The organism is Streptomyces sp. ITFR-16 (genome assembly GCF_031844705.1).
Lineage (GTDB): Bacteria > Actinomycetota > Actinomycetes > Streptomycetales > Streptomycetaceae > Streptomyces.
In genome coordinates, this window is the sequence record NZ_CP134609.1 from 7,786,402 (window position 1) to 7,805,873 (window position 19,472).

The following is a 19,472-nucleotide window of genomic DNA, read 5'->3' on the forward strand; positions in this document are numbered from 1 at the left end:
GGCGCGAGCACCCGCCCCCGCCGCAGCGCGCAGAAAGGACAGCCACGTGGACCAGCCTCCGGCGGAATCCGGCCGGGAAGTGCCCCGCCAACAGGCGCTCTTCGGATGGCCGGACACCGAACCGGAGCCGGCCACGCGCTCAGCGTTCCGCGACAGCCCGGAGGCACGCCGGATGCTCGACGTACGGGAGATCTACGCCGAGCCGGCCGCGCTGGACTCCCCGCGCGGGCGGCAGATCATGTCCCGGCTGCCGGAAGCGCGCGTGACCGAGGTCGCGAACCACTGGCGCATCCCCGCCCTCCACGGCAACGACGGAAACATCGCCCGATGGGTACGCATCAAGACCGACACCCTCGTCCTCGGCGTGAAACACACGCTCCGCACCCGCCCCAACGGCAGGTCGGCCGACTGGATCGCCCCGGGCCCCTCGAACGGCTGCGCGATGGCCTGCGCCTACTGCTACGTTCCCCGGCGCAAGGGCTTCGCCAACCCCATCACGCTGTTCACCAACATCGAGGCGATCGTGGCCCATGTCCGCCGCCACGTACGGGCCCAGGGACCCAAGCCGGAACCCAACCAGTGTGACCCCCGGGCCTGGGTCTACGACATCGGCGAGAACGGCGACTGCTCCGTGGACGCGCTGGTCTGCGACAACACCGCAGACCTCGTCGCCGCCTTCCGCGGCCTCCCGACGGCCAAGGCCTCCTTCGCGACCAAGTTCGTCAACCCCGACCTGCTCGCACTCGACCCGCAGGGCCGTACCCGGGTGCGGTTCTCCCTCATGCCGCCCGACGACGCCAGGCTGCTCGACATCCGCACCAGCCCGGTCGCCGAGCGGATCGCGGCGGCCGCCGACTTCCTCGACGCCGGCTACGAGGTCCACTTCAACCTGTCGCCCGTCGTCCTGAGACCGGGCTGGCAGCGGGACTGGGCCGACCTGCTCGCCCACCTCGACGACGTCCTGCCCGCCCGTGTGAAGCGGCAGGCGGCGGCGGAGATCATCATGCTGACCCACAACCAGGCACTCCACGAGGTCAACCTGGGCTGGCACCCCCGCGCCGAAGAGGTGCTGTGGCAGCCGGAAGCCCAGGAGACCAAGCGCTCCCAGAACGGAGCCGTCAACGTCCGCTACGCCCTGGAGATCAAGCAGGCGGCCCTGACCCGCATCCGGCAGCTGCTGTCGGACCACGCTCCCTGGCTGCACATCAGATACGCCTTCTGACGACGAGCCGGCCCCGCCGCCTGCGCCGCAACCGCTGAGGGCGGACGCTCGCTCCGACGGGCTCGTTCCAGCGGACGTCACGGCAGGGCGAGGACGTCGTCGATCGCCGAACGGATCTTTTCGTCCTGGAGAAGGGCCCGGTGGTCCCGGTACGTCGCCAGTCGTCGGTCGGACGCCCGGACCTTGCGCAGTGTGCCCCGCGCCTTGGGAGACACGGCGCCGATCGCGGCGAGGGCGCGCAGTGCGTCGAGGAAGGAGCCGTAGCCGTCGCCCCCGTCGGCCACGGGAAGAAGGTACTCCTCCAGGACGGAACGGGCCGGCTCGGGTTCGCCGGTGACCGACCACAGCGCGACCGCCGCACGCAGCCGAAGCCAGGCGTCACCGTGCCGCATGATGTGGCGCAGCCGGTCGGCACAGACCGCGGCCGCCGGTCCGAAATCGCCGAGCAGGTCGACGGGCCCGTAGTGCGGGCCCTCCTCGGTCAGGACCGCCTCTCCGATGACGCGCAGTGCCGTGTCCCGGTCTCCGCCCAGCCGCCAGACCGCCCACGCCACCTTGTGGCGGTTCCTCGGGGAGTCGAGGACCGTGCACCGGCGCACAGCCTGCGCGGCCGATGCCGCGGCCGGTCCCATCGCCACCAGCGCGTCGACCGCGCCCAGCGAGTACCGGGCGTCGTCCAGCAGGGCCACGACTTCGGGCACGGCGGGCGCCGCGGCCGGCCCCCACGCCTCGAGCACTGTCAGGAAGCTGCCGGTCAGTGACCCGTTCACGCCGTCGTCCCGGAGCAGTCTCCGCACCGCGGGCAGCAGAACCCCGGCGTGCGCCCCCAGCGGGGCCAGGACATCCTCGACTTCCGGCAGGCGCGGGTCGCCCATGACGTATCCGCGCGAGTACTGCCCTTCGTACGGTGCGTACAGCCGCTCCACGAGCCCCGGCAGGGCGCGTTCGTCGCCGATGCGGGTGAGTGCCCAGCGGGCGTGGTCGCCGATGGTGCCCTCAAGGAATTCGGCCTCGCCCGGGTCGTCGAGGAGCGCTGCCAGCTCATCGGCGTAGGGGGCGGCCCGGGAGCCCAGCACGGCCAGCAGATGGGCCGCCCGGTACCGTACGCCGTCGTCGGGGTCGGAGAGCAGCGCGCCCGCCAGTGGCAGCAGCGCGGATGCCGCCGAGGGCAGGACCACCAGCAGCTGCCATCCCTCGTCCAGGGCGGCCCGGCACAGCAGGGCGTCCCCGGTTCGGTGCGCGGCCCCGATGAGCCGCACGACGAAGTCGAGCGCCGTGTGCGGCACCCCTGCGAACAGGTCGACCGTCCGGGCGACGACATCCTCACGGGTGAGGGCGTCCTCCACCTCCGGTATGTACCAGATCCCCTCGAAGCGCGGACGCACCTCCGGGTCGGACAGGATCTCCACGAGCCGGTCCCGCTCACGGACCGGGGCCTCGGGGTCGAACGCCGCCCAGGCGTGCACGCCCGCAACCCGCATGACGGGACCCTCCGTCCGCAGGACCTCGGCCACCACCGCCCGCACCCGGTCCACCAGATCGCTTCCGGCGGAGCCGGCCGCGGCTCTTCCCAGCGCGAGCAGTACGGACAGGCGGACCGCCGGGTCCTTCTCGGCGTACCACCGTTCCAGCAGCACGCCGGGATCCTCCTCGAGCGCCAGGGCCTCCCTCCGTACCCCGGGCACGGGATCCGCGAGCAGCGCCCGGACCCGGGGGCGCTGGAGCCGCCACGCCTCGCGCCACCCCGTGTCCACCAGCCCCGGGGCGGCGTCGGCCGCCGCCCGGACCGACCCCGCCAGCAGCTGGACGAGCGCCACCCGCGCACCCATGCCTGGGTCCCCGGCGAGGGCGACGACGAACGGCAGGGCGGCGGTCTCGACGGAGGCCACCCGCCCGGCCTCCAGCGCGAAGCAGTCGTAGAGCGGGTAGCAGTCCTCCTCGGTCGCCGCAGGGCCCGTGAGCGCCAGCCGGCGCAGAGCGCGCCGCATCGCCTCGGGCGGGTGGTGCGCGGTCGCCGACTCCAACCGCCCCCACGGGACGTCGTCCAGGCCCTCGATCGTTCTGCCCGTCACCCGTGCTCCTTCGACCCCGCAGATCAGTGCCCCGGCGGACATTCTGTCAGCGGCCCCCGCACGTCAGGGCGGACGGATCTCACACGACGGCGTCGGCGTCCTCGCGCGGTCCGGCCTGAGGGGCTTCGGGGGCGGACCGCGCGCCGGACACCTCAGGATCACCGAAGCGGCCGGCTGCCGCCGCACGGCGACGTGCGACGGCGGCGATCGCGATGAGGGCGAGCGCGACGGTCCCGGAGAGTGCGGGCCAGTACACGTACCGGTAGTTGGACTCGGGCGCCGTGGGCAGATAGGCGAGGATGTACAGCAGGGAACTGCCCCCGAGGAGCCGCAGTTCCCGGGTGTACGGGCCGGGCCACCGGCGCCGCAGCACGAGCACCAGCGAGACGGCCAGCCAGAACCAGCCCTGGAAGAGCATCGGCAGGTCGCGGGTGAAGCCCGTCACGTAGTTGCGCAGGGCGAACCTCAGCGTGTCGTTCACCGGCTCCCGCTTCACCTCGGGGTGCAGCCGGGCACCGGCGTTGACACGGGTGCCGTCCCAGAACCGCTGGTTGCTCTGGAAGAGCAGCTTCGTGAAGACCCGCGCCCGGTACTCGGCGTAGCCCTTCCAGTGCCGCGGCATCTGCTGCGTCCACATCCGTACGAGGACATCGGCGTGCCGGTCCAGATACGTCACGTCGAACGGTTCGGCCTGCGGGTAGCACTGGAGATATGCGTCGGAGGTGATGTGCCGCTTCTGGCAGTCCGTCGCGGCGGCGACCAGGCGCTCCCGCATGTCCTGGCTCGCGCCGGCCTGTTCGGCGGCGGTGCGCACCTGCGCCGGGGTGAGCACATGGACGAGGTCGTCCACCGGGATCACCGCGTACACACGTGTGGCCAACGGGGCGGCGGCCATGGACACCGCCCCGTTGGCGGCGACCACGACCGCGGCGAAGACACCGATGGCGGCCAGCCAGCGACGCCGGCCCGGGGCGGGCCACGCCGCGAGGACCAGCAGGGCGAACACCGGGATCACGGCGGGGATGCCGTTCTTCCGTACGAGCGCGGCGTACGCGAGGAACAGCACCCCGAGGGCGAGCAGGGCCCAGCGGGTCCGGGTGCGGTCCGGCGGCAGTTCACGCACGGTCAGTGCGATCGCGAAGACCGCGAGGAGCGCGTACGCCAGGTGGACGTCCTTCCACACCACTCCCGTGAGGTTCACGATGTGGGGCGCGAACCCGACGGCCAGGACCGCGAGCGACAGTGCCCGGCTGTCCGTTCTCCTCCACGTCAACCGGGCGAGGGCCCAGAGCGAACCCCACAGCACGGCCGCCTGAACGGCGGCCATGGCGGAGAAGTCCCCGGTGATCCGGATGAGGAGCCGCCACAGGAGCGCCATGACCGGCGGATGCCAGTCGTTCATGGGCTCGTCGCCGAGCGCCTGCCACAGCTGGGTGTTGCTGTCCGCGCTCAGATACCCGGGGTGAAAGACGGTGGCCACGGCGAAGCCGCAGGCCGCCGCGACGGCGGCCAGGCACCAGGGCCACAACGTGCCGTTCCGCCAGGCTCCGCGCAACGTGGAAGCTCCCCGGTCGACGGTTCCGTGCATGTGGATGGGCCCTCCCGGCCGAGGATGACGGTCACCTGGTCGCTCAACTGCGATCCGAGAGCGCACAGTTCGCAGGAATCTATGCGCATCGGACCTTTGATGACAAACCGGAACTATAATGCTCCTGCGCACCGAGGGTGGCGTACGGCGTCCCGGGTCGCCCGCGCGGGGCGCGCATCACCTGGGCCGGTGGGCCTGTGCGCGCACCCACGCGGGATCCGGGTTCACATGGCAGCGGCCCGCCACGACGACGGTCGGAACGGTCTCGTTGCCGCCATTGGCCGCCCTCACCGCGGCCGCACCCTCGGGATCGCGCCAGATGTCGACCCAGTGCAGCCGGCGGGCGTTGAGTCCCAGCCGGATGCGCAGCCGCAGGCAGTACGTGCAGCCCGGCCGCCAGAAGACGATCGGCCGGCCGTCGGCCGCGCTGCGGCGTTGGGCCTCCAGTGCTCCGACCGGCCGAGGAAAGGCCAGGGGCGAGTACACGCCCGCGAGCAGAACGAACGCCACCAGGCCCGCCACGGCTCCGACCGTGCCTCCTTGGAGGAACTGACCGGCCGCGACGGCCGAGCCGCAGAGCACGAACATCATCGACAGGCCCCACCTACGCATCATGGGGGGCAGGCTATCGACCGCGGGGGTGCGGGCCCCGTCCGCACTGTTGACATGCTCAGCGCAACTCGCGATTCTGGGAACGCGTTCTTACATCGATGTAATCGTTCTGGTGTCGACGGCCCTGTCTGCCCCTGCGGCTCCCTCCGACGCAGCCCGGGCCGGGCTTCCGTCCGTGTGTGACGGCGGGAAGCCGAAGCGGAGACGAACCGATGGATCGGGATGATGAACCTCGCTCGCCGCATTTCCGGCATGGCCGCCTTCGTGCTGTCGGGGCTCCTGGCTGTGGCGTTGACCCTGTCGTCCGCCGGACCCGCGGCGGCCGGCCAGACCACACTCCGCGCGGCGGACCCCAGCGTGCTGCGCGTCGGGTCCACCTACATCGCGGTGCAGTCCGCAGGCGGCGGCATCGTCGTGCGCCAGGCGTCCTCGACGGCGGGGCTGGCCGACGCCCCCGCCCGGCAGGTCTGGTCGGACACGCAGGACCGCGGTGAGGTCTGGGCCCCGGAGATCGTCCGGGACGGGGGCCGCTACTACATCTACTTCTCGGCGGGCCGCGCGTCGGCGCACCGGATGTACGTCATCAGCTCGGCCAGTCCGGACAGCGGATACACGGCCGAGACGAAGCTGGCCCTGCCGGACGACAAATGGGCCATCGACGGCACCATGTTCACCTTCAACGGCAGCCGCTGGTTCGTCTGGTCCGGCTGGGCCGGTGACACCAACGTCGAGCAGAACCTCTACATCGCCCCGATGAGCTCCCCGACCACGCCGACCGGCGCGCGGCACGTGATCTCGCAGCCGCGCGAGAGCTGGGAGCGCGTGGTCGGGAATCCGTTCATCAACGAGGCCCCCGAAGCGATCAAGGATCCGAACGGGCAACTGCACATCGTCTACTCCGCCAACGGGAGCTGGAGCGAGCAGTACTGCCTGGCCGATCTGAGGCTTCGCGCCGGGGGAGACCCGACGTACGTCTGGGACTGGTACAAGTCCAACGGCTGCCTGTTCGGGTCCAACCGCGCCACGATGATGCCGGGCTGGGACCCCACCCTCCAGGTCAACGGCCCCGGTCACCACACTTTCGTCCTGCTCGACGGCGACATCGCCACCAGCCCGCCCGCCGGCCCGACGTTCCCCCTGATGTTCCACGCCGTCCCGAAGGGAACGCCGTACTCCTGGGCGAACCGGTCCTGGTACACGGGTTCGTTCTGCTGGTGGGGCAACACCACCTACAGCCGGGCCAACGTGCCCGGACCGACCGCCGACGTGGGCTGGAGCCTGAAGTTCTTCGAGTAGAACCCCGCAGACGGCGGCTCAGCCGGAACTGTCGCGGACGGAGAGAACGATCTTGCCCGTGGTGCGGCCGGCCTCGCCCAGGACGTGGGCCTGTGCGGCTTCTTCGACCGGGAGGACCCGGTCGACGACGACGCGCAGCCGGCCGCTCTCGACGAGCGACGTGATCGCGCGCAGCCCCGCGTGGTCGGGCTCGACGAGCATGAACACCGCCCGGACACCGGCCGCCTCGGCCTCCGCGACGGGGAAGCTGTCGTCCGGCGGCAGGATCGAGACCAGCGTGCCGCCGGGCCGCAGCGTGCGCAGCGACCGGGCCCAGGTGCGGCCACCGAGGCCGTCCAGGACGACATCGACGTCGCGCACGGTCTCGGTGAAGTCCCGCTCGCGGTAGTCGATCAGCTCGTCGGCCCCCAGTGAGCGCAGCAGCTCGTGCTTGGCGGCGCTGGCCGTCCCGATGACGTAGGCGCCGCGGGCCTTGGCGATCTGCACGGCCAGGTGGCCGACGCCTCCGGCGGCGGCGTGCACCAGCACGCGCTGCCCCGGCCGCACGTGCGCGGTGTCCACCAGGGCCTGCCAGGCCGTCAGCGAGGCCAGCGGCAGGGCGGCGGCCCGGATGTGGTCCAGGCCCTCGGGGCGCGGAGCGAAGTGCCTGGCCGGGGCGGCGACATACTCGGCGTACGCGCCCGCCGGATGCGGGAAGCGAGGCATCCCGAACACCGCGTCGCCCACCTCGAAGAGCGTCACCCCGTCGCCGACCGCCGCGACCACCCCGGCGACATCCCAGCCCAGGGTGAAGGGCGGCCTGGTCCCGTCGGCGAACTCGCCGCGCTCGCGGGTCTTCCAGTCCGCCGGGTTCACGCCTGCCGCATGCACCCGGACCAGGATCTCGCCCCGGCCGGCGACCGGGCGCCGCGTCTCGATGACCTTCAGTACGTCCGGCGCCCCGGCGCTGTCCTGGGAGACGGCGCGCATGGTCGTGAGGGCGGTGGTGGCCTGATCCATGATGATGTGCTCTTTCCGAAGCCGGGCCGGCCGTAAGCCGTGCTGTCCGTAAGCCGTTCTGTCTGTCCTGCGTGCCGTTCCGCCGGGCACACCTCCACCCTGCCGGGACCTCAGGGCGCCCCGTAGTGGCCCGATGGCCACGGAATGAAAGAATCGGGTCATGCACCGCGTCGGCGTTCTGGCCCTGGAAGGCGTCTTCGCCTTCGAACTCGGCATTCCCGCACGGATCTTCGGAGCCGCCCGTGACGGCGCGGGGAACCCCCTCTACTCCGTGACCACGTGCAGCCTCGACGGCGGCCCCGTCCGCACCGAGGCCGACTACCGGCTCACCGTCCCGCACGACGCCTCCCTACTGGCTGCCGTCGACACGGTCGTCATCCCGCCTTCCCACGCCCTGGGCCCGATCCGCGACGAGGGCCGCCTGCCCGGTCCGCTGCGCGAGGCCCTGGCCGCCGTCCGCCCCGGAACCCGGATGGTGGCGATCTGCACGGGCACCTACGTCCTGGCCGCCGCGGGGCTGCTCGACGGCCGCCCGGCCACCACCCACTGGCGCGAGGCGGACCGCCTGCAGCGCATGTTCACCACCGCGCGCATCGACCCCGGCGTCCTCTTCGTCGACGACGGCGACCTCCTCACCTCCGCCGGTGTGGCCGCCGGTGTCGACCTGTGCCTGCACATCGTCCGCCGGGACCACGGCAGCGAGACCGCCAACGAGGTCGCCCGCTCCTGCGTCGTCCCGCCCTGGCGCGACGGCGGCCAGGCCCAGTACATCCGGCGCCCCGTGCCCGATCCCGCCGGCTCCGGCACCGCCCCCACCCGGGCCTGGGTCCTGGAACGCCTCGCCGACCCCGTCACCCTGGCGGACATGGCCGCGCACGCCCACGTCAGCGTGCGCACCTTCACCCGCCGCTTCCGCGACGAGGTCGGCACCAGCCCGGGCCAGTGGCTCGTCCGTCAGCGCGTCGACCTGGCCCGCCATCTCCTGGAGACGACGGACTGGCCCGTCGACCGAGTCGCCGAACGGGCGGGGCTCGGTACGGGCGTGTCCCTGCGCCGGCACCTCCATGCCGCCCTCGGGGTCACACCCCTGGCCTACCGCCGCACGTTCCGCCCCACGTCCCCGTCCACAGGCTTCTGAGAGGTCCGGACCGGGTCCGGAATCACCGTGGATACGCTTCACCGCGCGCGGAACGGATACGTAAAGTGCGAGCGCCCCGGAGCCGTGCGAGCCCGGGCCGCCCCTGCCGTGCGGACCACGGTTCGAGGGGCCGAGGGCCGGGGGCGACGACGGCGGACGCTACGGATTCCACCGCGACGAGCTGTACTTCCTCAGCTGCGTCCGTACGCGTGATGCCACCGCGCCTACTCCGTGGGTCCGGGAGGGCTCGGCTTCCACTGGTCCCAGTGCAGGACGTGCTCACGGGGGATCCGGCGGGCCGGCTTGAAGTCGGTGCCGATGGTGTAGGCGAGCGGGAGGAACGCGGCCAGCATGACCTCGTCGTACGGAACGCCGAGCACCCCGGCCAGCTCCCGCTCCAGCGGCCCCTGAGCCGTCGTCCACGTCGTGCCCAGGCCACGGGCCCGGGCGGCGAGCATGAAGCTCCACACCGCAGGCAGGATCGAGCCCCAGGCCCCCGCCTGCGTGGCCACCGGGGCGTGATCGGTGCGCCCTTCCACGGCGGGGATGACGAAGACGGGGACCCGGTGGATGTGGGCGGCCAGGTGCCGCAGGCCGTCGAAGACGCGCTCGGTGGAGGCGGAGTGGTAGTTCATGCGCCACGCGTCGCGCTCGGTCAGCGGCTGGCCGGAGGCCAGGGGGAGGGACCGCAGGAAGATGTCGGCCACGGCCCGACGCTGGGCGGGTTCGGTGACGACGACGAAGTGCCAGCGCTGCCGGTTGCGTCCGGTCGGCGCCTGCGTCGCCAGGTCCACGCACTCCTCGATCAGGGAGCGGGGGACCGGCCGGTCCAGGTCCAGGCGCTTGCGTACCGCGCGTGTGGTCGAAAGGAGCTGATCGGGGGTCAGGTCCAGAGTCATACGGCTTCCTCGCTTCTGTCTCGCTCGAACGGTGAGGTCGGACGGTGAGGTCGGGTGGGTCGGACGCGCCGGATATCCATCTCTGCGCAGACAATCTGGTGGCAGATGATTTGGGATCATGCAAATGCGATGAGTGGCATGCAAACAATCTGAGCGCAGACGAATCTTGGTAGGGTGGCCGCCGACCGCAGCAGTAACCGAGGAGGCCGGTCGCATGTCAGCCAGAGCCGCGGACCGCGGGTCCGTGTACTTTCCGAGGCTCGCCGCCGAGCGCCTGGACATCGCGCTCTGCCGGGCATCGAGCGCCGTCGCCCGCGCGGCGGAGGCCCGGGCGAACGAGACCGGGATCGGGGTCGGCCAGCACCTGGTGCTCAAGATGCTCGCCGCCGTAGGCCCCAGCTCGCAGCGGGTCCTGAGCGACGAACTGCGCATCGACCGCAGCGTCATGGTCGGCCTCTGCGACAGCCTGGAACAGGCGGGGCACGTACGGCGCGAGCGCGACGCGGGGGACCGCCGCGCCTACGCCGTCACGCTCACCGACTCCGGCCGCCGCCTGCTCGACCGCGCGGAGGACCTGGTCCCCGCCTTCCTCTACGACACGTTCAAGGATCTCACCCCCGCCGAACGCGAGCAGCTCTCGACGCTCCTCGGCAAGCTCCTGTAGCGCCGGGGGCCGCCGGACCCGGCTGACCGCTCAGCCCGCGTCCACCATGGCCGGCCCCCAGGGGGCCGGCCCCGCGCCCTGTGCCCAGGCGTCGAGCGAGGCGGCGTCCACACAGCGGATGCCGCAGGCCTCCGCGTACTCCAGGGCCGGCGCGGTGAACTCACTGGTCGTCACCACGGCGGCGAGCTGGGCTCCGTGCACCGTCCAGCACGTACCCCCGAAGCGCTGCAGATCCTGGGAGCCCACCTTGTGTCCCGGCCCGTACTGCTTGCACTGCAGGACGACGCGCCGCCCGTCGGGTGCGACGGCGAGGACATCGGCACCGAGGTCGCCGGCGCCGCCGACCACCTCGACCTCCTGACAGCCGTCCCGTTCGCACAACGCCGCGACCGCCGCCTCGAATCCATCGGGATCGAGGGCGCCGAAGTCCGGGGCGGGCGCGGACAGCACGGCGGTGAACCCGTCCTGCGCGGGGGAGGGGGCGGGCAGGACATCGGCCGCCGGGTCCGCCCCGCCGCCGGTCACCGCCGCCCCGACGGGTTCCTCGTCGCGCCGGGCCGTTCCCGCACGGGCCGCGCGCCGCAGTTCACGGGTCCGGGGCATCGCCCGGAACAGGGTGTAGAGGAGGGGAACGGCGAGAAGGGCCAGCAGGACGGCGGCGACCGGATGGGCCCCGGCCCAGTGGGCGAAGCGGACGAAGAGCAGAGCGGCGCCGCAGAGCAGAGCGCCGGTCAGGGCAAGGGCAACGAAGGGACCGCGGAGCGAACCCGCCGCCCCGCGATGGTCGTTCGAGTCGATTCTCTTCGCCCGTATCGTCACGGACCCTCCCTCGCATCGGCACAAACGTCTTCGCCCGCACCTGCCCCGAACTCCCCAAACCATGATCACTAGGACCGGAGTCGCGCCGAAACACCTGGGCGCTGAGCGGGCGGTGCCGGTATCGTCCGGTCTTCCGGCCCCGCCGCACCGCGCGCCCCGCCTTCAGAGAGCGACAGAGATGACCAGCCGCCGAGTGACCACGACCCTCTGGCGCCCCACCGGCCCCAAGGAGCTGGACCTGGTCCGCGAGCTGGACTGGCGTGCCTGGCCGCCCCGTCTGCCCGAGCAGCCGATCTTCTACCCGGTGCTCAACGAGGACTACGCGATCAGGATCGCGCGCGACTGGAACGTGAAGCACGACGGTGCCGGCTTCGTCACGCGCTTCGAGGTCGAGACGGACTTCCTGGCCCGGTATCCCGTCCAGCAGGCCGGCGGGCGGACGATCCTCGAACTCTGGGTCCCGGCCGAGGAGCTGGACGACTTCAACGCCCACATCGTCGGCGAGATCCAGGTGGTCCACGAGTTCCGCTGAGGCGGCGGGAACCCGGGCCCTCACCGCTCGCCCTGTCGACAGCCGTCCTGTTCCTGTCGCACACCTCCACCCTCTGAGGACGTCCCGGGGCTGCCACATCCCGGCGCCCGCATGGCCGCTTTTGATCTGACTGTCACTACATCGGGCCGACTATGAGTGATTGTCTGCCTACGGCCGCACCACCTCATAAGGTCGGGCCAGTTGACGGGAAGGAGACTCAGCGATGATCCATGACCTGACCGAGCTGACCCATGTCGCCCAAGTACTGGAAGAGGCGCACTGCCTGCTGAAGGCGGAGCAGGAGCGCCTGGAGAAGCACTACGGTCCGACTCCGTACGGCGACACCGTCGCCGGCAGCCCCACGCAGACGCTGCACGGCATCCGGGATCTCGCCTCGGCCGTGACCGACAAGGTCAAGTGGGTCGCTCTGGCCGCCGGGTACGCGGCGGTGGGCCTGGACCAACGGGCCGTTCACGCGCTGAAGCTGGCGAAGATGAACCCGGTGTCCTTCCCCGACGGGGCCGACCGGATGGCGCGCCCCCTCGGCGCGGACGCCATCCGGGCGATGGAGATGGTGCGCGACCTCGGCTTCTTCAACGAGGGCGTCCGGGACGCGATCGACGTGGCCATCGCCGCCCCGGAGGCGACGTATCCGCCGGCCGACTGGAGTACGTACGAGAAGCAACTGCGCCCCCGCACCCCGCAGAGCTGACACCGCTGCGGACGGGCGCCGCGGCTTCGGCGCGCCGGGCGGGACCGCGCAGGCCGTGCGCACACGCCTATGTGCCGGTGGTGCCGATTCCCGCGACGGCGATCCGGAAGGCGCGGTCCGCCCGGGCTGCAGGGTCGGAGTACTTCTCGGTGGCCAGGGCGATGCCGATGATCAGTGTGAGCAGATCGTCGATGGTGATGTCCGCCCGGACACCCCGGTCGGCGATGGCTCTGCGCAGCAGCGCGTCGCCGGCCGCCCCGAGGTCCGCCGCGCAGGAGTCCTGGGCGGCCTCGTCCTGGAGGGGCTGGTACGCGAGGACGTCCGCCAGGCCGCGCGCGGCGAGCGAGTAGGCGAGCAGCTCGCGCAGCCACTCCAGCAGCGCCGCCCGGCTGTCCTGCTCGCCGCAGAGTGTGCGGGCGCGCTCGCACAGGGCGTGGACGCGCTGCCTGAAGACGGCTTCGAGCAAGGCCTTGCGGGTGGGGAAGTGGCGCCGCACGGTGGCCGACCCCACGCCTGCGGTGCGGGCGATCTGCTCCAGGGAGGCCTGGGCCCCTCGAGCGGCCACCTCGGCCTCGGCCACGGCGAGGATGTGCGCGTAATTGCGGCGGGCGTCCGAGCGCTGGCCGGTCATGTTCTCCCCAACGTTGATAAGTGGTGGCCCCCGCCGTATCGTAGCGAACATGAAACGGCGGGCCCCGCCGTTTTGTGTCCGCAGCAGCACGTGCGTGCGCGGGACCCTGAGGAGACGGACTCATGACCACTGCCGCAACACCGGTTCTCGTCGTCGGCGCCACGGGCCGGCAAGGAGGAGCCACCGCCCGCGCCCTGCTCGCCCAGGGCACACCGGTCCGCGCCCTGGTACGCGACCCGAGCGCGCCGCGCGCACGAGCCGTCGAGGAACTCGGCGCACAACTGGTCGTGGGCGACCTCACCGACCCGGCGACCCTGAAGACCGCCGTGGACGGGGTGCGAGCCGTCTTCTCCGTGCAGATGCCCGCATACATCGGGCCGGGATTCGACTTCGCCGGCGAGGTCGAACAGGCGGACAACCTCATGACCGCCGCGCGAGCCGCAGGGGTGCGGCAGTTCGTCCAGTCCTCCACCAGCGGAGTGGGGCAGCACGTCGATGCTCCAGGCTGGGCCGAAGGGCGATGGGCCGTCATGGAGACCCCGCTCGGCACGAAGGCCGCGATCCAGGACCGGCTGCGCGAACTCGACTTCCCCTGCTGGACGTTGCTCAAGCCGTCGTTCTTCATGGAGAACTTCGAGCCATCCATGCGGTTCTACTTCCCGCGCGGCGTCGAAGGCGGTCTGGTCACCGTCCTCAAACCCGGCACGCACCTGGCACTCGTAGCGGCCAAGGACGTCGGCCGCGCCGCGGCGGCCGCCTTCTCCGCACCCGCCGACTTCCACCGGCTGGAACTGGAACTCGCCAGCGACTACCTGACCATGACCGAGATCGCCGCTGTCCTCTCCCGTGCTCTGGGAGTCCCCGTGAGCGCGCCGGACATGACCGAGGAACAGGCCCGTGCCGCCGGCATGGGAGACATGGGCGCGACCCACGAGTTCATGGAGGTGGTCGGCCAGCCGGCCCGTCCGGAGTTCGCCCGCGCCCTGGGCATCGACCTGACCAGCTTCGAGCAGTGGGCGCAAGAAACGCTGACGGCCACCGCCTGAACACCTCGGGCATCCTGCCGAGCCGTTCACCGAAAGCCGCGCACAGCGCCCGAGCTCCCGCTCACGCCGCCCCGTCGTGGAGGGAGTCCAGCACGGCGAGTTCACCGCCGGACAGACGCAGAGCCCCTGTGGCCACATTCTGAACGAGGTGTTCGAGGTCGCCGGTGCCGGGGATGGCGAGGACATGGGGGCCTTGGTGCAGCGTCCACGCCAACCGGATCTGGGCTGTGCTCACCCCGTGGGCGCGGGCGATGGCACGCACCTCGCCACGGTCGTCGCCGACCGCACCGGCCGTGCGCCCGGTCCCGGCGATCGAATAGAACGGCACGAACGCGATCCGCTGCTCGCCGCAGAGGCGCAGGAACTCCTTCTGCTCGGGCGACGCACCGAGGCCGTACATGTTCTGGACGCACACCACAGGCGCGATGCTCCGCGCCTCGGCGAGATGGTGGGGGTGGATGTTGGACAGCCCCAGGTGACGGATGAGTCCGGCCGTACGGAGTTCGGCGAGTGCGCCGAACCGTTCGGCGACGGAATCGGTGCCGACGATCCGCAGGTTCACCACGTCGAGGTGGTCGCGGCCGAGTTGGCGCAGGTTCTCCTCGACCTGGCCGCGCAGCTGCTGAGGGGTGGCATGGGGCAGCCACGCACCGGAGGGGCCGCGCCCCGGGCCGACCTTGGTGGTGATGACGAGGTCGTCCGGGTAGGGGGCCAGCGCCCGGTTGATCAGCTCGTTGGCGGAGCGCAGGGGGGAGAAGTAGAACGCGGCGGTGTCGATGTGGTTCACGCCGAGCCCGACGGCCCGGCGCAGCACACGGACGGCCTCGTCGCGATCGCGCGGTACGGCATCCGTGCCGAACGCCTCGCCGTGCTGGGGCAGACGCATCGCACCGAACCCGATGCGACGGACGGTGCGGTCACCGAGCGCCCAGGTGCCCGATGCCGCCGCGGTGGTCAATTGTGAGGTCATGGCGAGATGATCTCCACACGGTAGGCTGGCCCGCCATTGATTCGTACATGCCTGAATCCATCGAGGAGGGGTCGACCTGGCAGAGCTGGCGTTCTCGGCGAGCGACCTCGCACAGGTGCGCTTCACCGTCTCACCGATGTGGGAGGTCGCCCCCGGCTACCGGCTGCTGCGGTCGGCCGCCACGCACCCGGTCCACCGGCGGTGGGCCGACCAGGTCAGGCCCCGCATGATGGCCGCCGGCCTGGACCGAGGCTGGCTCAGCGAGCTGATCCCGCCCACCGGCTACGTCCCCGACTTCCTCAACCCGGCCCCTGCCGGACCCGCTCCCGCACCCGAGACGGAGTGGGCGGCGATACGGGCCTCGTCCGCCGACCGGGTACGCCAGGACCTCGACCACCTGGCCCGCCACCAGGGCAGCCTCGGACCTCTGCTCCGGACCTTGCACGCCGACCCCGAGACCCGCCTGGCCAAGGTCACGGAGGAGATCGAAACGTACTGGGAACTGGCCCTCGCCCCCTACTGGGCGCGCATCCGGACCGTCCTGGACGCCGACATCTTCCACCGGGCCCGCACGGTCGCCGAGCACGGCGCCGGCCGTCTCTTCAACGACCTGCACGCCTCGGTGAGCTGGGACGACAACGGACTGCGCATGGCCCGCAGAAAGCAACCGCTGACCCGCCGCACGGCGGGCACCGGCCTGCTCCTGATCCCGTCCGTCTTCACCGGCCCGGCCCTGCGCACCCGCACCACACCACCGGATCCACCCCAACTCGCCTACCCGGCACGCGGTGTCGGCTCCCTGTGGCAAGCACGCCCCGCACCCCGGACCGACACCCTCGCCCCCGTACTCGGCCGCACGCGCGCACTCCTGCTGGCCGAGCTGGAATCCCCGGCCTCGACCACCGAACTGGCCCACCGCACCGGCCTCTCCCCGGCAGGCGTGTCCCAGTCCCTCACCGCGCTGCGCAACGCGGGCCTCGTCAGCGCCCACCGCACGGGCCGCTCCGTGCTGTACGCCCGCACCACCGCGGCCGAGGTACTCCTGACCAATCCGTTCCTTCCGTAGCTACGGACTACATGTGGAGAGGAGCTGGAAGGGCTCCGAAAGCACACGACGCGGATCGGGCGCTGACCGGGCACGGACCAGGCACGGATCAGGTGAGGAGCATGACGGACGAGGAATTCGAGAAGCTGATGGCGCAAGCCTGCACGGAAGCCGATCGCGGACGCCTCTCGCCCGCGGCGGACGAGGAAGGCGAGTACGCGATGCTCGCACGGCACGCCGAATTCGGAGCCTCCGCGCACTTACGGTGCCGAGCCGGCGCCGCACGGCGGGCACCCTGCCACCCCCGTGTGGAACGTTTCCACGGGCAGGCCGGGACACGGCTCCGTGTGAAAAACTGAGCGCATGATGGGCGGACGGGCCGAACACCCGGAACTCTGGGAGTTCCTGGAGTCACTGCACGGGGCCGAGCGCCTTTGCGGAACAGTCGCAGCGATTGAGCGATTCGGTGTATTCGTGGCACTGGACGAAGGCCCGGCCCACCCCGTCTTCCCCGGCGTCGGGTTCATCACGATCCCCGAACTGTCCTGGCACCGTATCGAATCGGCCTACGACGTCGTACAGGTCGGCGGGCGGGTCTCCTGCGAGTTCCTCCAGTTCGACACCTGGAACCTCGAAGCCAGGCTGTCCTTGCGGGCGACGCAGCCTGACCCCTTCCAGGAATTCGTCGACAGCGTGCCGGCCGGACAGAAGCTGACAGGCCCGGTCACCAAACTGATCCCGTTCGGCGTCTTCGTGGAGGTGGCCGACGGAATCGAGGGCCTGGTCCACCTACGGGAGCTCACACGGGATCCCGTGCAATCTCCCGCAGACGTCGTACAGGTCGGCGACGAGATCACGGTCGTCGTCACCGAGATCGACCGGGAACGGCGCCGGCTGGCGCTCTCCCGGGCGGAGTAGTTCACCCCGCCCCGTGCGCGTCGCGAGGGCTGCTGATCCCACTCGCCGATGCCGGGGTGCTGTGCAGACCGTCCCGAGCGGAAAGCCGGTCGTGGAGCACGGCGAAGGCCGTGCAGGTGAGAGGGACGGCCACGGCTGCGGTGACCAGGATGCCGACGATGACCGGGGCGAGGATGCCGGCGTAGTACGCGGCGAAGAAGTTGCCCGTGCTCTGTTCGACGAGACCTCGTACGAGGGGCCGCAGCGGCAGGGCGAGCTGCACCACCAGCCGGAGTACCCCGGCGGTGAGAGCGGCCAGCGGCAGTGCGAGGGCGAGGATGCGGGCCCCTCCGGACCGCGTCCACGCCAGCGACCAGGAGCGGCGCAGGGCCTCACGGGGGCCGAGGCCCGCTGCCGCAGCGGCCGGTGCCAGGGCGAGCCCCAGGCGCAGCACCACGGCGACGAGCACGGCCACCGCCGGGGAGGCCGAGACGAGCGTGTAGGGCAAGGACCCCCGTTCCAGGGGCTCCGGCGTGTCGAGCTGGTATCCGGTGAGCCTGTCCGCCACGTATCCGACGAGGAGCGGCAGGGGACAGACGATCAGGCCGCGCAGTGCGTAGACGGCGAGTATGGGTCGCAGGCCGCGATCCGCTCGGGGCCGCGACCGGTCGTCCTTCATGGGTGCGCGATCCTCGGCTGCCACAGCTCGGGAGCACACACGCTGCACGGCCGCACTGCCGATGCCAAGGAGGAGCAGGAAGAGGGGGAGCGTCCACACGGCGACCAGCGCCAGGTCGGTGGGGTCGTGCAGGTAGGGGTCCTCAAGCTGGTGGTACCAGATGCGTTGGTTCCGCATCCGGGTGAACAGGGGCCAGGAGAGAGCGAATATCGCGGCCGTCATCAACAACCCGCCCAGGCCGGCCAGCCCGACGACACGAGCCGTCGCTCCCGCCAGATCCCCCCGATGCCGCCGCAGGACGGCGAACGCCGTGACGGCGACGCCGCGTTGCGGGCTGATGGTTGACGGTGAGGTGGCGCGGTCGTGCGGTGTAGTGCGTGTCATAGGGCGAGCCTTGTGTCCGTTCCGGGTTCGTTCCTGGTGCTGGGCCCCCACACAACCGGCTCAGCGCCGCAGTTGCCAATTCAGCCCTTCAGCTGGCGAGGCTCGTCAACGGAAGCGCTCGGGTACCCACGCTGTCCTGCGTCACGCATGAGCCCGAGGTCGAAACGGGACCAGTGTTCAACAAAGTCGCGGACAAGCGTGCGGCAAGGGAGCAGAATCCTGCCTGACCGAGGTCGAAACGTTTCAAAAGATGGGGGTCTCCGGATGATCTGGCACAGACGCGCCGCTGTTGTGCTGGCCGCATCGCTGCTGGGCGGGCTGACGGTGTCGGGAACAGCCGCCGCCGCGACCACGCAGGAGGTGTGCGGGTCGTCGAGCACACCTGCCGGATGGATCGAGGTGAAGTACTGGGACAGCTTCTCCTGCGGGGCGACCGGCGGGGGCATGTACAACACGAAGCGCATCGTGGACACCAGCGGCGTGGGGGCCGGAGGCACCGTGGAGGCGTGTACGTACAGCCCCGTCCCGGCCGGGTTCTACGTCACCAAGTACTCGTCGATCTCCGACTGCAACCGGACCAGCGCGACCAGCGACTATCACAACCGGGTTGATCTGGTGAAGCTCACCGGTCTCCCGGCGGGCACCACGACCACGATCTGCGGTCTTCTGCAAGTGCCGGCCGGGTGGAACGTGGTCAGCCGGTCGAAGTCCATGGACTGCCAGCAGTACAAGTACGGACTCCCCGCCAACGACAACACCATGACGATCCGGAAGACCTGACTCGGCTGGAGCTCGGGGCTGGGACGGGGCCGGCGCCCCCGAACGTGCCCGTTCGGGCATGCTCGGGGGCGCCGCAGCTGTCTACTCGCCGGCCGCGCCGTCGATGGCCTCGCGGAGGAGATCCGCATGGCCCACGTGACGGGCGTACTCCTCGATCACGTGCTCAAGGATGAACCGCACGTCGGTGTCACCGAATTCAGGGTTCGGAACGACGCGATCGAGGTCCATGGTCACCTTCGCGCATATCTGCCGCGACTCCTCGCAGGCCCTGAGGTAGTCCTCGTAGACGTCGCGGGCCGGGGGCGGTTCCGGGACCGCAGCCGGGGGAGCGCTCCGCCCGTGGGCCCGGGCTGCCGGATACCGGCCCCGGCGAGCACGTCGGACCGGTCCCGGCCCCGCACCGTACGACCACCGCCCGAGTACCCCTCAGCCCACACCCGGACGCCGCCAAGCGGCCCAGCCCGCGTGATGGTCCGGGCGAATCCGG

General features: G+C 71.3%; 20 protein-coding genes and 1 pseudogene. 11 read left to right on the forward strand and 10 right to left on the reverse strand.

Annotated elements, in window-relative coordinates; translation table 11 throughout:
• The first annotated feature begins 46 nt into the window (after positions 1-46).
• Positions 47-1,222, forward strand: coding sequence for a spore photoproduct lyase family protein (locus tag RLT58_RS34440; protein WP_311314288.1), 1,176 nt, complete (start codon positions 47-49; stop codon positions 1,220-1,222).
• 77 nt (positions 1,223-1,299) lie between these two features.
• Here RLT58_RS34440 and RLT58_RS34445 read toward each other — a convergent pair whose 3' ends face one another.
• The 3 genes from RLT58_RS34445 to RLT58_RS34455 form a co-directional block, all read right to left on the reverse strand.
• On the reverse strand, positions 1,300-3,294 hold the full coding sequence (locus RLT58_RS34445; RefSeq protein WP_311314289.1) for a hypothetical protein: 1,995 nt from the start codon (positions 3,292-3,294) through the stop codon (positions 1,300-1,302).
• Positions 3,295-3,373: 79 nt separating this feature from the next.
• Complete coding sequence (locus RLT58_RS34450) at positions 3,374-4,882, reverse strand: hypothetical protein (protein ID WP_311314290.1); 1,509 nt, start codon at positions 4,880-4,882, stop codon at positions 3,374-3,376.
• A gap of 177 nt (positions 4,883-5,059) precedes the next feature.
• Entirely contained in the window at positions 5,060-5,497 is a 438-nt protein-coding gene (locus tag RLT58_RS34455; RefSeq protein WP_311314291.1) for a glutaredoxin domain-containing protein, read from the reverse strand.
• A 222-nt stretch (positions 5,498-5,719) separates the two neighbouring features.
• On the opposite strand from RLT58_RS34455, the gene RLT58_RS34460 reads away from it, so the two are divergent.
• Positions 5,720-6,790, forward strand: a complete 1,071-nt coding sequence (locus RLT58_RS34460) for a glycoside hydrolase family 43 protein (protein ID WP_311314740.1) — start codon at positions 5,720-5,722, stop codon at positions 6,788-6,790.
• An 18-nt stretch (positions 6,791-6,808) separates the two neighbouring features.
• Here the strand turns inward: RLT58_RS34460 and RLT58_RS34465 are convergent, their stop codons facing one another.
• Positions 6,809-7,789 (reverse strand): NADP-dependent oxidoreductase, encoded by a 981-nt coding sequence (locus RLT58_RS34465; protein WP_311314292.1) that lies wholly within the window; start codon positions 7,787-7,789, stop codon positions 6,809-6,811.
• 160 nt (positions 7,790-7,949) lie between these two features.
• Here RLT58_RS34465 and RLT58_RS34470 point away from each other — a divergent pair, with 160 nt between their 5' ends.
• Positions 7,950-8,927: a GlxA family transcriptional regulator gene (locus RLT58_RS34470; protein ID WP_311314293.1), complete on the forward strand. Its 978-nt coding sequence runs from the start codon at positions 7,950-7,952 to the stop codon at positions 8,925-8,927.
• 224 nt (positions 8,928-9,151) lie between these two features.
• On the opposite strand, the gene RLT58_RS34475 is transcribed toward RLT58_RS34470, so the two are convergent.
• Positions 9,152-9,826 carry a nitroreductase family protein gene (locus RLT58_RS34475; RefSeq protein ID WP_311314294.1) on the reverse strand — a complete coding sequence of 225 codons (675 nt, stop codon included), beginning with the start codon at positions 9,824-9,826 and terminating at the stop codon, positions 9,152-9,154.
• 214 nt (positions 9,827-10,040) lie between these two features.
• Here RLT58_RS34475 and RLT58_RS34480 point away from each other — a divergent pair, with 214 nt between their 5' ends.
• Entirely contained in the window at positions 10,041-10,490 is a 450-nt protein-coding gene (locus tag RLT58_RS34480) for a MarR family winged helix-turn-helix transcriptional regulator (RefSeq protein ID WP_311314295.1), read from the forward strand.
• A 30-nt stretch (positions 10,491-10,520) separates the two neighbouring features.
• On the opposite strand, the gene RLT58_RS34485 is transcribed toward RLT58_RS34480, so the two are convergent.
• Positions 10,521-11,309, reverse strand: a complete 789-nt coding sequence (locus tag RLT58_RS34485; protein ID WP_399131771.1) for a restriction endonuclease — start codon at positions 11,307-11,309, stop codon at positions 10,521-10,523.
• Positions 11,310-11,487: 178 nt separating this feature from the next.
• On the opposite strand from RLT58_RS34485, the gene RLT58_RS34490 reads away from it, so the two are divergent.
• A complete protein-coding gene (locus RLT58_RS34490) occupies positions 11,488-11,841 on the forward strand; it encodes a hypothetical protein (protein WP_311314296.1) in 354 nt (117 codons plus the stop codon).
• 223 nt (positions 11,842-12,064) lie between these two features.
• Positions 12,065-12,553 carry a hypothetical protein gene (locus RLT58_RS34495; RefSeq protein WP_311314297.1) on the forward strand — a complete coding sequence of 163 codons (489 nt, stop codon included), beginning with the start codon at positions 12,065-12,067 and terminating at the stop codon, positions 12,551-12,553.
• Positions 12,554-12,620: 67 nt separating this feature from the next.
• On the opposite strand, the gene RLT58_RS34500 is transcribed toward RLT58_RS34495, so the two are convergent.
• Complete coding sequence (locus RLT58_RS34500; protein ID WP_311314298.1) at positions 12,621-13,184, reverse strand: TetR/AcrR family transcriptional regulator; 564 nt, start codon at positions 13,182-13,184, stop codon at positions 12,621-12,623.
• Positions 13,185-13,306: 122 nt separating this feature from the next.
• Between RLT58_RS34500 and RLT58_RS34505 the strand changes: the two genes are divergently transcribed.
• Positions 13,307-14,230 carry an NmrA family NAD(P)-binding protein gene (locus tag RLT58_RS34505; RefSeq protein ID WP_311314299.1) on the forward strand — a complete coding sequence of 308 codons (924 nt, stop codon included), beginning with the start codon at positions 13,307-13,309 and terminating at the stop codon, positions 14,228-14,230.
• Positions 14,231-14,291: 61 nt separating this feature from the next.
• On the opposite strand, the gene RLT58_RS34510 is transcribed toward RLT58_RS34505, so the two are convergent.
• On the reverse strand, positions 14,292-15,200 hold the full coding sequence (locus tag RLT58_RS34510; RefSeq protein WP_311314300.1) for an aldo/keto reductase: 909 nt from the start codon (positions 15,198-15,200) through the stop codon (positions 14,292-14,294).
• Between the two features lie 136 nt (positions 15,201-15,336).
• On the opposite strand from RLT58_RS34510, the gene RLT58_RS34515 reads away from it, so the two are divergent.
• From RLT58_RS34515 to RLT58_RS34525, 3 genes are all read left to right on the forward strand, one after another.
• Complete coding sequence (locus tag RLT58_RS34515; RefSeq protein ID WP_311314742.1) at positions 15,337-16,266, forward strand: DUF5937 family protein; 930 nt, start codon at positions 15,337-15,339, stop codon at positions 16,264-16,266.
• Positions 16,267-16,367: 101 nt separating this feature from the next.
• Positions 16,368-16,604 (forward strand): hypothetical protein, encoded by a 237-nt coding sequence (locus RLT58_RS34520; RefSeq protein ID WP_311314301.1) that lies wholly within the window; start codon positions 16,368-16,370, stop codon positions 16,602-16,604.
• A 7-nt stretch (positions 16,605-16,611) separates the two neighbouring features.
• Positions 16,612-17,163 carry a S1 RNA-binding domain-containing protein gene (locus RLT58_RS34525; RefSeq protein ID WP_311314743.1) on the forward strand — a complete coding sequence of 184 codons (552 nt, stop codon included), beginning with the start codon at positions 16,612-16,614 and terminating at the stop codon, positions 17,161-17,163.
• 1 nt (position 17,164) lies between these two features.
• Here the strand turns inward: RLT58_RS34525 and RLT58_RS34530 are convergent, their stop codons facing one another.
• The gene (locus RLT58_RS34530; protein WP_311314302.1) at positions 17,165-18,205 is read right to left on the reverse strand and encodes a hypothetical protein; all 1,041 of its coding nucleotides are present in this window, start codon (positions 18,203-18,205) and stop codon (positions 17,165-17,167) included.
• A 264-nt stretch (positions 18,206-18,469) separates the two neighbouring features.
• Here RLT58_RS34530 and RLT58_RS34535 point away from each other — a divergent pair, with 264 nt between their 5' ends.
• Positions 18,470-18,985: a hypothetical protein gene (locus RLT58_RS34535; protein WP_311314303.1), complete on the forward strand. Its 516-nt coding sequence runs from the start codon at positions 18,470-18,472 to the stop codon at positions 18,983-18,985.
• 81 nt (positions 18,986-19,066) lie between these two features.
• Here RLT58_RS34535 and RLT58_RS34540 read toward each other — a convergent pair.
• Positions 19,067-19,297: pseudogene (locus tag RLT58_RS34540) on the reverse strand (DUF664 domain-containing protein); the annotation flags it as partial.
• Positions 19,298-19,472 lie beyond the last annotated feature (175 nt).